This window comes from Siphonobacter aquaeclarae (assembly GCF_900103285.1).
Lineage (GTDB): Bacteria > Bacteroidota > Bacteroidia > Cytophagales > Spirosomataceae > Siphonobacter > Siphonobacter aquaeclarae.
This window is the reverse complement of sequence record NZ_FNGS01000002.1, coordinates 139,548-152,432: the sequence shown is the minus strand read 5'-3', so window position 1 is coordinate 152,432 and position 12,885 is coordinate 139,548. Positions and strand designations below refer to the sequence as shown.

The 12,885-nt window shown below is 57.2% G+C and carries 10 protein-coding genes; 4 read left to right on the top strand and 6 right to left on the bottom strand.

Translation table 11 applies throughout. The features are described from left to right. The first annotated feature begins 1 nt into the window (after nucleotide 1). Nucleotides 2–757, top strand: coding sequence for a DUF2490 domain-containing protein (locus BLR09_RS04065; RefSeq protein ID WP_093198165.1), 756 nt, complete (start codon nucleotides 2–4; stop codon nucleotides 755–757). A gap of 84 nt (nucleotides 758–841) precedes the next feature. Here the strand turns inward: BLR09_RS04065 and BLR09_RS04060 are convergent, their stop codons facing one another. From BLR09_RS04060 to BLR09_RS04050, 3 genes are all read right to left on the bottom strand, one after another. Further along, nucleotides 842–1,543, bottom strand: a complete 702-nt coding sequence (locus BLR09_RS04060) for a Crp/Fnr family transcriptional regulator (RefSeq protein WP_093198163.1) — start codon at nucleotides 1,541–1,543, stop codon at nucleotides 842–844. Between the two features lie 206 nt (nucleotides 1,544–1,749). Continuing rightward, nucleotides 1,750–4,176: a TonB-dependent receptor gene (locus BLR09_RS04055; RefSeq protein WP_093198160.1), complete on the bottom strand. Its 2,427-nt coding sequence runs from the start codon at nucleotides 4,174–4,176 to the stop codon at nucleotides 1,750–1,752. A gap of 90 nt (nucleotides 4,177–4,266) precedes the next feature. Beyond that, on the bottom strand, nucleotides 4,267–5,091 hold the full coding sequence (locus BLR09_RS04050) for an AraC family transcriptional regulator (protein ID WP_093198158.1): 825 nt from the start codon (nucleotides 5,089–5,091) through the stop codon (nucleotides 4,267–4,269). Between the two features lie 203 nt (nucleotides 5,092–5,294). Here BLR09_RS04050 and BLR09_RS04045 point away from each other — a divergent pair, with 203 nt between their 5' ends. Then, complete coding sequence (locus tag BLR09_RS04045; RefSeq protein ID WP_093198155.1) at nucleotides 5,295–5,960, top strand: Rossmann-fold NAD(P)-binding domain-containing protein; 666 nt, start codon at nucleotides 5,295–5,297, stop codon at nucleotides 5,958–5,960. Here the strand turns inward: BLR09_RS04045 and BLR09_RS04040 are convergent, their stop codons facing one another. Genes BLR09_RS04040 through BLR09_RS04030 form a run of 3 tightly spaced genes read right to left on the bottom strand, consistent with a single transcriptional unit; the run spans nucleotide 5,961 to nucleotide 11,346 of the window. Beyond that, entirely contained in the window at nucleotides 5,961–9,137 is a 3,177-nt protein-coding gene (locus tag BLR09_RS04040) for an error-prone DNA polymerase (RefSeq protein ID WP_093198153.1), read from the bottom strand. It lies immediately after the preceding gene. Beyond that, nucleotides 9,134–10,627, bottom strand: coding sequence for a Y-family DNA polymerase (locus tag BLR09_RS04035; RefSeq protein ID WP_093198150.1), 1,494 nt, complete (start codon nucleotides 10,625–10,627; stop codon nucleotides 9,134–9,136). Before BLR09_RS04035 ends, BLR09_RS04040 begins: the two co-directional genes overlap by 4 nt. 2 nt (nucleotides 10,628–10,629) lie before the next feature. Further along, the gene (locus BLR09_RS04030; protein ID WP_093198148.1) at nucleotides 10,630–11,346 is read right to left on the bottom strand and encodes an ImuA family protein; all 717 of its coding nucleotides are present in this window, start codon (nucleotides 11,344–11,346) and stop codon (nucleotides 10,630–10,632) included. A 59-nt stretch (nucleotides 11,347–11,405) separates the two neighbouring features. Between BLR09_RS04030 and BLR09_RS04025 the strand changes: the two genes are divergently transcribed. Then, the gene (locus tag BLR09_RS04025) at nucleotides 11,406–12,224 is read left to right on the top strand and encodes an XRE family transcriptional regulator (protein ID WP_093198145.1); all 819 of its coding nucleotides are present in this window, start codon (nucleotides 11,406–11,408) and stop codon (nucleotides 12,222–12,224) included. Nucleotides 12,225–12,292: 68 nt separating this feature from the next. Further along, nucleotides 12,293–12,871, top strand: coding sequence for a GrpB family protein (locus BLR09_RS04020; protein WP_093198142.1), 579 nt, complete (start codon nucleotides 12,293–12,295; stop codon nucleotides 12,869–12,871). Nucleotides 12,872–12,885 lie beyond the last annotated feature (14 nt).

The following is a 12,885-nucleotide window of genomic DNA, read 5'->3' as shown; positions in this document are numbered from 1 at the left end:
GATGAACACCCTGCTAAAAAGCGGCCTGCTGGCCGCGCTATGCCTTGTTTCCAGTCTTTCTTCCGCCCAAAAACAGGTACATAACCAGAGCCAGGCATGGCTGGGGTATTTCAATCAGACCCGGCTGTCTGACAAATGGGGCCTCTGGCTGGATGTACATGCCCGACGGACCGATTTCCTCGATCGCTGGTCGGCCCAGCTCATCCGGCCGGGGGTAACGTACTTCGTCAAAGACAACGTACGGCTGACGGTCGGCTACACCTACGCGCGCAGTTTTCCCGCCGCCGGGCTGCATACCGTCCGGCCCGAACACCGGCTCTGGCAGCAAATTCTGTGGACCAGCCGCCAGAAGCGCCTCCAAACCCAGCAGTGGATCCGGCTCGAAGAGCGGTTCAACCGGAAAATCGCTGCGGATGAACTGCAGGAGGGCTATCAGTTCAACTACCGTTTCCGGTACCTGCTTAACCTGATGGTGCCGCTGAACCATGCATTTCTCGACCCCAAAACGCTCTTTTTTGTATTCAACGATGAAGTACACCTCAACGCCGGTAAAGAAATAACCTATAACGTTTTCGACCAGAACCGGTTCTTTGTCGGGCTCGGCTATCAGTTCAACAAAGAGCTGAACCTCCAGGTCGGATACATGAATCAGTTTCAGCAGTTGCCGGCCGGTAATCAGTTCAACAGTAATCACGTATTGCGGGTGTTTTTGTTCCACCAGCTGGATTTCCGGCCGAAACAGGAAAAAGCCCCCTAAACAAAACACCCGCCTCCCAAAGGAAGGTGGGTGTCTGACTGTGATTACCTAAAAAATAAGTAGCAAGCGGGTATAGTTCGTGTCTTACTGGTAGTTAGACATGGCTACCAGCCCTTCGAGGTTCAATATCCATATCTTCCGGCCTTTTGTCCGGATCAGGCGGTCTTCCTTGAATTCGCTCAGGTAACGGATGACGTTCTCCCGGGAAGCACCCACCAGGTTGGCCAGGTCGTTCCGGCTCAGGTTAATCGCCGGCTCGGATTGGCTTTCGTCCATATGCCGGTACTTTTCCAGCAGAATAATGAGCGTAATCGCCAGCCGCTCCCGGACAGGCCGGTTCGTGAAAACCGATATCGTATTGGCCAGCACGGCATACTCGTGGCTGAGCGCCTTCAACAAGCGCCCGGCCAGCTCTTTCGACTGCTCCAGTACTTCCAGAAAAGCTTCTTTCCGGATGAAGGATACTTCCGAGTCCTCGATGACGGTCGCCGTATCTGCGTATCGTTCGCCGGAGAGAACCGCGTGGTAGCCCACAAACTCTCCCGACCGCGCGATGTAAATGATCTGTTCCTTGTTGAAATTGTCGACCTTATACTTCTTCACCATTCCCCGGTGGAGGTAGAAAATGCCGTCGGCGATCTGGTCTTCGCGGAAGAGGGTCGCTCCTTTGGGGAAAAGCCCGGTTTCCGCCGTCCGGAGAAGATCCTCCAGTTCGGTGTGCGTCCGGTCGTCAAACAACTGCGGCGAGCCAAAGGCCCATTTATCGACGGGAAAATTGCCATTCATGCGTTGAAACGGAAATCCGGTTCGTCAGACCGGTAAACCCGGAGAGACAGGTGCGCCTGCACAGGGCAGGCAGTCGTTTCAGTTTTGGCGGTGTGAGATCAGTTGTCGAAAGATACTGTGTGAATGGCCCGATCGGTTGAGTCGTATATCAAAAGTGACAAAGTATACTTTTGACAAATTACGTAGTTCTAGAACTACGTAATTTGTCAGAATTCGCGATCTCCAAACTCGGCTTCCGTGAACTTTCCGACCTTTTTGTTGAGGTTGAACGAAAACTGAAGCTGGAGTACATCCTTTTCATAGATATAGTTGGTAGTAGTGAAGAAATCCTTACCGCGGGTGGTGATACGCTGCTCGTTGGCATGCCAGATGCCCAGGTCCACGTTCTGCCAGACGAAGAGGAGAGAAGCCCGCCCTTTCATCAAGTCCTTTTTAAGCGACACCGTCGGCGTCAGGAAACGGGAATCTTCTCCCTGTGCGGTGGCGCGCCGTGAAAGGTAGTTGACGTTGAGTTGCAGGTTCCAGCCGTCGCCCAGCCCTACGCCTGAATTGACATTCAGGGAATACACCCAGGAACTGTTCGCGACAGCGCCGCCAAACAGGTTTCCCTGTATCCGGTAGTGATAGATATTCCCACCCGCATACAGCTTCCAGCGGGCTGTCGGATTGAGCGTCAGCCCAAGCTCCAGGCCCAGTCGCCGTGCCTGGCCGGCGTTGGTATAGATGCGGTTGAGGATGGTATCTGCATACACGCTGTTGACACGGTTCACGACGTTCCGGACGTGCTGATAATAAAAATTCCCGAAGAGGCTTCCTTTTTTCAGATTCCGCACGACGCCCGCCTCCGCCAGCTGTACAAACTCCGGCAGCAGATGCGCGTCTCCCTGTTCCAGCGTTTCCGAGTGCTCACGCTCCGGCAGCGGGTTCAGCTCAGGGCTGCTGGCGCGTTGTACCCGGCGACTGTATCCGGCCTTCAGCTGCCAGTTGTCCGACCATTGCCAGGCCACCAGCGCCGACGGAAACAGGTTTTGCAGGTGCAGGCGATTGCCGGACGAATCCGTCGTCAGGGTCCGGTTGGCGTCTTCGTACCGCAACCCGGCGGTTACCGACCATCCCTGAGCAGGTTTCAAGACATACTGGCTATACACCGCGTGGATGGTATTGGCTACCCGGACGTTTCCGCCAAAACCCGGTATCGTACCGAAAGGGGAGTAGTTCCCTTCTTTCTCCAGGTATACGTAGGTGCCGTCTTCCTGCCACGACCGGAACTGGTACCCGCTTTCCAGCATCCCTTTCCAGACAGGAATTTCGTAGGCTGCTTTGAGGCGATACCCTGTCAACGGCCGCACATTGGTATTGAGCGTATACTGGAGGGTATCCCGGGATTCGGGCGTACGGATATTGAGGTTTTGGGTGAAACCGGAGAACCGGTCCTGCTCATACAACGCCGAAAGGGATAGTACTGACCGATTTACGAACGTCAGGGAATAATCAAGATCAGCCAGCAGAAAAGTACCTTTTTTCCGGACCAGGTTCGCGTTGTAGTAGTCGGCTTTGCCGATGAGCTGGCCGGTAGTCAGGTCGGTCGTCGTATTGGCATAGGTAAGATCGGCGCGGCGGTACTCGTCCCGCACACCATAGGAAATACCTGCTTTCAGCGTCTGACGGGCCGAAATCCGGTAGCCGGCCGTTCCCCGGAGGGAGTAGTTTTCCTTTCGTGTACTCCGCTCGCCGACGGACGGAAAACGGGTAAACCGGTTGCCGATCTTCGTCCAGACGTCGCCTTCCCGTCGTCCCGCAAGATCATACCGGTTGTAGGCGCCGCCTGCTGAAAGGTCCCATTTGCCGTGCTTGTATTGAAAAGACGCATCACCGCCGAAGCGAACGGGTTTGTCTTTGTTGCCAAAGTCATTTGTACTGGGCAGGCCTCCGAGGAGGTTAAACTGCACCGCCCGGGTGTCGAGGGTGCCCGGCTTGGTGGTAATCTGGATGATACCTCCCTTTCCGTCGGCGTCAAACCGGGCTGAAGGCGTTGTGATGATTTCGACGTTTTCGATGCTGTTTGCCGGAAGTTGCCCCAGTAAAAACGCCGGATCACCCTGTACCGGCTTCCCGTCAATCAACAGGAGAAAACCGCTCATGCCGCGCACGCTGATCTCTCCCTGTGAATTCATCGCAACCGAAGGCATGTTTTTCAGTACGTCGGCGGCGGTACCACCCCGCGCCGACTGAAACTCGGCCGCCCGGAATACCTGCCGGTCGGGCTGGTTGAGAAACGCCGGCTTCTGCCCCGTGACGGTCAGTTCCCGCAGCAGTGCTTCTCCCGGAGAAAGCAGCAACGTACCGAGGTGAGTTGCTCCCCGGATCTCTAGGTCATTTTTTTCGAAAGATTGATACCCCAGCGAACGGATCAGCAGGCGGTACCGACCGTTTCGCAGAGAAGCAAAGCTAAAACGCCCGGTGGAGTCGGCCAGAACTGCCTGAACCGGTTCGGTTTTTCCGGAAGCAAACAAAGACACGGAAGCAAACGGAAGCGGAGTCTGCTGAACAGCCTCGCGGACCTCGCCGGTAAGCGTTTGGGCATACAGCGTGGTCGAAAGGGCGGCGAACAGCAGCAGAAAGAGATAGCGCATGGGAAGGGACGGGAACAGTCTTCAAAAGTAGAAGCCCGGTCTCCCTCCTGTAAAGGTCCAAAAGGTGGGAATGCTGGTCTGTTTGCGAACCTAGCGGATACTTTCCCGGTAATCGGAAGGCGAAATACCCGTTTTCCGGATGAAGAACTTCGAAAAGTGGGAAGGGTCCTGCAATCCGAGGTCGAACGTAACCTGCGCAATCGTCAGGTCTGTATGCAGGAGAAGGCGCTTGGCTTCGAGAACAACGCGCTCGTCGATCAGATCGCTCGCCGTAACACCGGCAGCCTTCCGGGCCTGGTCGTTCAGGTATTTCGGAGAAATGGCCAGGAGGTCGGCATAATACTGTACCTGACGGGAGGTCCGGAAATGGGTATCAACCAACGTCCGGAACCGCTGCAAAAAGGTAGGGTCTTTGGGAACAGAATGGCCATTGTCCGACCAGCTTTTCAGCCGCAGAATCAGGATATTGAGGTAAGAAGCAAGAATTTTTCCCGAATCCTGGCCGGAAACGAGGTATTCCGCTTCGATGTGGCGGAGTAGTTCGAGTACCTGTCCGGCCTGTTCCGGCAACAGACCCCGTCCGTTCAGCGCCTGCGCGGCTGCGGCGAGATCCTGCGCCGAGAGGTGGTGTTCGATCAGAAAATCATCCCGGAACATCACGACATAGCCCGAAGGAATAGCCGTCATCTCCCAGAAATGTACCTGACCCGGCTGAATGATGTATAATGCATTAGGGACGATATCGTATCCGTCGACGTCAATCCAGTGCCTGCCGCCGCCGCCAGTCAGAAAAATCAGCTCGAAGTAGCTCCGGTGACCGTGCGGCCGGGTCGTCTTGATGACCGGCTTCATCGGAGCAATTTTGAAAAGGAGGTCGCTGTCCAGCTTGGATTTCTGTGCGATGGATTCAGACATCGTTCGTAAAATATAAGTCTACAAATGTAGTAGATTATTTAGGGTGGACGAATTTTGGCGCAACCTAAAAAATGGACGTTTCAACAAAGCGACTGCGGCTTATTTTGCCGCACTTTTGGTGAAAAAAACGTCACCCGGTATTCGGTACCCGAAATCAGGGTATCTTTCCTCCGGCTGCTGCCATCGACTTGACTGAAACAACTATGGGTCTGAAAGTAATCATCACCGGCACCACGGGCATGGTAGGCGAAGGCGTTCTGCTCGAATGCCTGGAGAATCCCGCCATCGACGCGGTACTGAGCATCAGCCGCCGTCCGACCGGGCATACGCATCCCAAACTCACCGAGCTGCACATTCCCGAGTTTTGGGACCTGAAAGAAGGAGACGGGCGCCTGCGTGGGTATGACGCCTGTTTCTTTTGCGCAGGAGTCAGCAGCGTCGGCAAAAACGAAGCCGAATTCACGCGGCTGACCTATGACCTGACCCTGCACCTGGCAGGTATCCTGGCCCGGCTGCAACCGGGTATGGTTTTCACCTATGTCAGCGGCCGGGGTACCGATGCCGGCGACCGCGCCAATGGCGCCATGTGGGCCAAAGTCAAACGCCGTACGGAAAAAGACCTGGAAGCGTTGCCGTTCGGGGCGGTCTATCATTTCCGCCCGGCGTTTATGAAGGCGACGAAAGGCCAGCTGCACGTCCTGAAAGCCTATACATACTTCGCCTGGCTGTATCCGGTCATGAAAGTCATCACGCCGGGATGGACGTGTACGCTTACCGAAGTCGGAAAGGCCATGATCCGCTGCGCGCTGGACCGGCCGGCCCGCCGGATCATCGAAGTATCGGACATCAAAGAACTGGCGGCACAGTAGCTACCGGAAATTCCGTCCTTCCGGAAAGACGCTTCGCTCTTCGGTTTTACGCTTGTCGGCCGGCTGATGAAGCGTCTTCATCAAACCCGAAAGGTTCTGACAGTGAGACACAATCACGTGTATCACTTCCCCTTCTTTCTGCAGCGTACCTTCAGCCAGCAGCAGGCTGGAATGGAGAACCTCCTTGCGGTGTTTTTCAAATACATCGTGGAAGAGAACGAGGTTGGCGGTTGTTGTTTCGTCTTCCAGGGTGACGAAAAGCACGCCTTTGGCGGTGCCTGGCCGCTGGCGGACAAGTACCAGCCCGGCCACTTTCACCTTCGTACCCGCCGGCGTTTCTGCCAGGGTACTGTTGGGCTGCGCGCCGAAGAGGGCCAGTTGGTCCCGCACAAACTGAACCGGATGCGCCTTCAGCGAGAGGGACATCGCGGCATAGTCCTGAAAAACATGCTGAGGATCAGTTAGTTCGGGTAGGTCGACGGCCGGCTCGTGATCACTTGGTGAAGCGTGCCCCTGAAAGAGGCCTTCGGGCCGGTCGCCCAGGGCGGATACTTCCCAGAGGGCCTTACGCCGGTCCATACCCATGGACCGGAAGGCGTCAGCATCTGCCAGTTTTTCCAGCGCAGTGAGGGATACGCCGGCGTCGAGCAAGGTATGCATACGCCGGTAGGGTTTTTGCCGCCCGGCTACCAGCGCCCGGGCGTCGGCTTCGCTCAGGCCTTTTACCTGCCGGAATCCCAGGCGTAGTGCCAGGTAGTTCCGGGAGTTTTGACACGGCTCCAGGGTATGGTCCCAGTCGGAATGATTGATGTCTACAGGACGTACTTCCACGCCATGCTTCTTCGCGTCAATCACAATCTGAGCAGGCTGGTAAAAGCCCATCGGCAGGCTATTGAGCAGCGCGGCGGCGAAGATATCCGGGTAGTGGCATTTGATCCAGGAAGAATCATACACGAGCAAGGCAAAGCTCGCGGCATGGCTTTCGGGAAATCCATAGCTTCCGAAGCCTTCCAGTTGCTTGAAAACCCGCTTGGCAAATTCAGGCTCATACCCTCTGGCAATCATGCCGTTGATGAGCTTTTCCCGGAAATAGGAAACCTTTCCGTGCGCCTTGAAAGTGGCCATGCTGCGCCGCAGGTCGTCGGCTTCGGCGGCGGTGAAACCCGCAGCGACCATCGCGATTTTCATGGCCTGCTCCTGAAACAGGGGTACGCCGAGGGTACGGCCGAGGATCTCTCTCAGTTCCTCCTTCGGGTATTCAACGGGTTCCTCTCCGTTTCGCCTGCGCAGGTAGGGGTGAACCATGTCTCCCTGAATCGGTCCGGGCCGGACAATGGCGACTTCAATCACCAGGTCATAAAAGCACCGTGGTCTCAGCCGGGGCAGCATGGATTGCTGGGCACGGCTTTCGATCTGGAAAACGCCGATGGTATCGGCATGTCCGATCATATCATATACAGCCGGATCTTCTTCCGGAAAACCCCCGAGTTCCCAGGCCAGGCCGTAATGTAGCCTGGCGAGGTCGAAAGCCTTCCGCAGGCAGGTCAGCATACCCAGCGCGAGTACGTCGATCTTCAGAAAACCAAGGGCTTCAATATCGTCCTTGTTCCATTCCACGCAGGTACGGTTTTCCATACGCGCGTTCAGAATAGGGCAGAGGTCGGCCAGTTTGCCGCGGGTGATGATAAACCCGCCGGTATGTTGGCCGAGTTGCCGCGGGAAACCCATGTACTGGTCGGTGAGGCTGAGGATTTTCTTCAGATGCGGATCGGTCGGGTCGAATCCCTGCTCGGCGACCAGCCCGTTATCGACCCGGTCATCCGAAAAATCATTGGCGGATTTGGCCAGCCGGTTGACCGCATCCGCTGAAAGGCCCATCGCTCTGGCCACATCCCGGATCGCGCCTTTCCGGTGTACCTGCGTCACGGTGGCAACGATTGCGGCGCGGTCCCGGCCATACTTTTGGTAGATGTACTGGATGACTTCTTCGCGCCGTTCGTGTTCAAAGTCCACGTCAATATCAGGCGGTTCGTTGCGGGCGGAAGAGATAAACCGTTCGAAAAGAAGCTCTGTCGTTGCGGGGTTCACGGAGGTGATTCCCAGGCAATAACAGATCGTAGAATTGGCGGCAGAGCCCCGGCCCTGGCATAGAATATGATTTTCTTTGGCAAAACGGACCAGGTCATAGACGGTCAGAAAATAAGGCGCATAGTCTTTCTGTTCAATGAAAGCCATTTCGTGGTCGATGGCATGAAGGACTTTTTCGGGAACGCCTTCGGGGTATTTTTCGGGCGGGTACCGCCAGGAAACGCCTTTCCGGATCAAAATCTCCAGCTCTTCCATCGGCGTATTGCCATTCGTTGTAATCTCCTCGGGATACATGTAGTGCAGGCTTTCGAGTGAAAACCGGCAGGCGTCCGCGATCTCCAGCGCATTCCGGATGGCCTCCGGATACTGCCGGAAGAGGCGGTGCATTTCCGGAATGGGTTTCAGAAAGCGCTCCGCATTGGCATGAAGGCGGAAGCCTGCCTGGTAGATCGTGCATTTTTCCCGGACGCAGGTGAGGATATCCTGCAGCTCCCGGCGTTCGGGAGCGTGGTAATACACATCGTTCGTAGCTACGAGCCGGGCATCGAAGCGGTCGGCGAGCTGTGCCAGGCGAAAGAGTTTTTTTATATCGTCACCCTGATAGGAGCGCGAAGCTGCCAGGCCCAGGTCTTTCCCGAATACCTCCCGGTACTCCGAAAACGCGCGTACAAAAGCAGGATCCAGTTCAAAACGGGGTGTCAGGGTAGCAGGAGGAACGGCGACAAATAGCATGTCTTCCTGGCACCGGTATACATCGGCCCTGTACAGGTGGCACTGGCCTTTTTCGGTACGGAGGTTGCCCTCGCTTAGTAGTCCGGACAGGCGGCCATAGGCTTCTCTGTTGGTTGGGTAGGCAAGGAGATCGGGGCCGTCGAGCAGGTGCAGGGTACAGGCCGGCAGAAGGCGCAGGTTCCGGTCCCGTGCAGCGGCGTGCGCCCGTACCACTCCGGCGAGCGAGTTATGATCTGTAATGGCCAGCTCCCGGTAACCCAGGGCAATGGCCTGATCGACCAGCTCTTCGGGATGGGAACCTCCCCTTAGAAAGCTGAAATTGGTCGTAACCTGAAGCTCGGCGTAGGCGCTTTTCATGCAAAAAAACCGTGAAGAAACCATTCGGAATGCGGCCCGTCGTAATGCCCCAGCCGGAAAATCCAGTACCGGGCGCCGCGTTCATCTTCCACCACATAATAATCCCGGTGGGCGCTTTGTTCGAGCCACCATTCCTGCTCAATGCGCTCCGGTCCGTCGGCCTTGCTGACCCGGTGAACTTCCCCCCGGTACCGGAAAAGCATGGGCGGGTAATCCGGGACGGGGGCCGTAACCTGAATGGTCTCCGGCCGGGCGAGCAGGTGAACAGGCCTTGGCCGCTCCACCGGCCAGGGAGTACCCGGTACGTCTTCCAGCGAATCCGTAGCAGCAACCGATCGCTCCGGCCAGTAATGTTCGGCCGGCAGGTAGCGGTGGACGATATTCGCGCCGGCTCTTCCGGTCAGTTTATCGAGCAACTCGGCAATTTCGCGCATGCCCTTGCCGCCGTTGAGGTTCCAGAGCGCTTCCTGCGCGGGAAGGAGATCTTCCACCACCGGCGCTTCCAGTTCAAACAGTTCAATGCCCGGCTCCGGTGCAAGTTTGCTGATGTCAAACAGACGGAACAGGTGCTCCCCGTGGCAGGAAGCCCGGCTGGTACCGATTTCCAGCTGAACAATCTCGTGATCGAGCCGGTAGCCCCGGAAAAAGGCTTTTCTCAGGCCTTTTCCTTCCCGGGCAAGCCGGGTACAGAGGGCTTCCAGCAGGTGATGGAGGGCTATTTCAATGCCGGTAGCGGTCAGAATCGGTTCCGGTGCCGGGAGCCGTTCGAAATAAGGTTCGAGCGGCCGGACCGGTTTCAGCGGCTCTTCCCGGTACCCCAGCGCCAGCGAAAGCTGCCGGGGGAGCACTTCCCCGAAGCGCCGCCGCAGTACCGACGCCGGAATAGGCAGAAACGATTCAATGCGGTAAAATCCCAGTTTATCCAGCCGCTCCAGCACCTCCGGCGGGAGGCGCAGGGCCGCGGAAGGAAGCGGGCCAAGCGCCTCATCCATCATACCCGGCGGTACGACAGGATCGTCGCTCCTGAACCGCGCGACAGCCCAGGCCGTGCCGATGGTATCGGCCATGCCCGCCCGGACGTGGTACCCCATCTGCCGCAGGCGCAGCAGCAGGTCATGGAGGTAGGGCAGTTCGCCTTTCCAGAGATGTGCGCAGCCGCTGGCGTCGAGCAGCAGCCCGTCCGGCAGATCGAGAGCCACTACAGGCGTAAAGCGGATGCACCATGCTGCCAGTTCGGTGAGCAGGCGTCCGGCGCGGCCTTCCCGGTCCGGAAAAACGGCCAGTTGCGGAAACAGCACGCGTGCATCGGCCACCACCATGCCGGTTTCGATGCCGGCGGCTGCGGCAGGCGCGCTGGTGGCCGAGACGATCATCCGCCCGTGGCGGGGCGAAGCCAGCACAAACGGTGTCGCCTTCAGTACCGGCTTTTGAAGCAGTACCCAATCCGTAATCAGGTGCGGAAACCACAGGGATACAAACCGCTTTTCCATCCTCAGCCCGTTTGAAGCCACCGCCCGCGTGGCGCAGTGGCAAGCGGTTGGAAATGACCTTCTGCCCACTCCAGCTGCCAGCTTCCCGGCAGCCCGTTCCGAACCTTAAGGAGGTCTACCTGCCAGCGCGGAAATCCTACTCCCGGCAGGCCGTCTTCCGGCAGGCTCGCCAGGGGCGAAATCCGCCAGCGGCTCGCGCAGGCAAGCGCGTGCCTGGCGCGGGGGTTCCGGCGGTGGAGCAGGCCCGTGACCCGGCTGCGCTCTACGGCCAGTTGCAGCCGGCGGGATTCTGTCATCCCCAATTCCCGCACTTCGCCGACAACAGCGGATATCGCCTCGCATTTCAGGGCTTCCTCGATGGCCCAGAGGAGATCGGCTTCACGGGCCAGGTCAATGAACAGTATCCGGTCGGGCGTGAGTCCGAAAGCCGTCAATCCCGGCGGAAAAACCTGCCGGTTGCGGCCAATCCACAGGCACATACCCCGCTCGGGCAGCAGGCAGCCCAGCAATCCGGCGAGAAAACCGCTCGTAGCGGCCGATTCTTCCGGCGTATCGCTCAAAAACTCATGAACCGCTGCCCGCGGAAAGCAGCCGTTCGGGAAAGCAGCCTCTACCGGGCCGAGCCCTACACGGGAGCCGGGCGCAGGCGGCGTAAACCCCTGTAGCGAAAGAATATCTTCCCGCAATTGCTGCACCACCGGGCTTTGTACTCCGTTCATTTTTTCTATCTTTGTTGCTGTTGGCAACAAATCAGTGTTTACAATAGTAACAAAGAGCGATGAAAGGCGCAACACTTTTTTTTCATTCGAACCTGCGGTTTCTCCGGGAAAGGAAGAAAATGACCCAGGAAGATCTTTCTGCCGTACTTGAACTATCCCGGAATAAACTACAGGCCCTGGAATCGGGAAAGACGAAAAACCCGGCGGCGGAGGACCTCCTCGGTTTTTCGGATTACTTCGGCGTCAGCGTGGATACGCTGCTGCGGGTGGATCTGATGCGCCTCGGAGAATTGCAACTGCGGGAACTGATGGCCGGAAACGATGCCTACCGCACCGGCAGCCAGATCCGGGTATTGGCCATTACCGTCGACAGGCAGAACAACGAAAACCTCGAATACGTACCCGTCAAAGCCAAAGCAGGGTACCGCGACGGATACGCCGACCCGGAGTTCCTGGCTTCGCTGCCCCGGTACGCCCTGCCGAACCTGCCCGACGGCACATTCCGGATGTTTCCCATCTCCGGAGATTCCATGCTTCCGGTGCCCGATGGGAGCGACGTGACGGCGTCGTATATAGAAGACTGGACGCGCCTCCGCCCGGATACTCCCTGCATCGTGATCCTCCGGGGAGAACAGGATTTCGTATTCAAACTGGTGACGATACAGGAACAGGAACTTCTCCTGAAATCCCTCAATACGGCCTACGAACCCTATCGCGTGCCGGTGGGAGAGGTACTGGAAATCTGGCAGTTCTACAGCTATCAGACGCGGGATTTTCCGGAAGCGGCCTCCGATTTGCAGGCCCTGACCCGGGCCGTGCGGGGTATTCAGGAGGAAATGCGCGACCTGCGTGGCAAGCGGTTTTCAGAAAATGGGTAAAAAATTCCACGACGGGCAACCGGATTCCGGCAGATTAACGTATATCAGGCTGTACTCACACATAGTCGATGAAACAGATGATACAGGTAGTTCCTTACGACCCTTCCTGGGCCGGGCAATTTGATGAATTGAAGGCTGTCTATACCCGTGCCTGCGGGCCTTATCTGGCAGATATTCAGCATGTTGGCAGTACGTCGGTGCCCGGACTTCCCGCCAAACCCATTCTCGATATTGACCTGGTCGTGACCGGTGAAGAAGCCTTCCGGCAGGTACGGAATGCACTCGAAGGTCTGGGCTATACTTTTGCCGGAGACCAGGGTATTCCCGACCGGTATGCGTTCAGGCGAACGCACGATCAGGTACCTGAAGACGGTTCCGGTCGCCACTGGCCGCCCCATCACCTGTACTGCTGCATGGAAGGAAGTGTGGCGCTGCGAAATCACCTGATGCTGCGGGATGCCCTGCGCCGGGATCCCGTCCTGGCGTCCGTCTACGGTAGCCTCAAGAAGGAACTGGCTGTATTATCCAACGGCGATATAGATGCTTATATCGAAGGAAAAAGCGCTTTCATCGCCTCAGTATTACAGGGAGAAGGCCTTTCCCGGAAAGAAATCGCAGCGATTGTCGACCAGAACCGGAAGAAATAGATAACTACTGAAAC

Excerpts from the sequence above, each read along its gene's own strand:
- BLR09_RS04020 (WP_093198142.1), top strand. The coding sequence starts at position 12,293 with ATGAAACAGATGATACAGGTAGTTCCTTACGACCCTTCCTGGGCCGGG.
- BLR09_RS04045 (WP_093198155.1), top strand. The coding sequence starts at position 5,295 with ATGGGTCTGAAAGTAATCATCACCGGCACCACGGGCATGGTAGGCGAA.
- BLR09_RS04065 (WP_093198165.1), top strand. The coding sequence starts at position 2 with ATGAACACCCTGCTAAAAAGCGGCCTGCTGGCCGCGCTATGCCTTGTT.
- BLR09_RS04055 (WP_093198160.1), bottom strand. The coding sequence starts at position 4,176 with ATGCGCTATCTCTTTCTGCTGCTGTTCGCCGCCCTTTCGACCACGCTG.
- BLR09_RS04060 (WP_093198163.1), bottom strand. The coding sequence starts at position 1,543 with ATGAATGGCAATTTTCCCGTCGATAAATGGGCCTTTGGCTCGCCGCAG.
- BLR09_RS04035 (WP_093198150.1), bottom strand. The coding sequence starts at position 10,627 with ATGGAAAAGCGGTTTGTATCCCTGTGGTTTCCGCACCTGATTACGGAT.
- BLR09_RS04050 (WP_093198158.1), bottom strand. The coding sequence starts at position 5,091 with ATGTCTGAATCCATCGCACAGAAATCCAAGCTGGACAGCGACCTCCTT.
- BLR09_RS04040 (WP_093198153.1), bottom strand. The coding sequence starts at position 9,137 with ATGAAAAGCGCCTACGCCGAGCTTCAGGTTACGACCAATTTCAGCTTT.
- BLR09_RS04030 (WP_093198148.1), bottom strand. The coding sequence starts at position 11,346 with ATGAACGGAGTACAAAGCCCGGTGGTGCAGCAATTGCGGGAAGATATT.
- BLR09_RS04025 (WP_093198145.1), top strand. The coding sequence starts at position 11,406 with ATGAAAGGCGCAACACTTTTTTTTCATTCGAACCTGCGGTTTCTCCGG.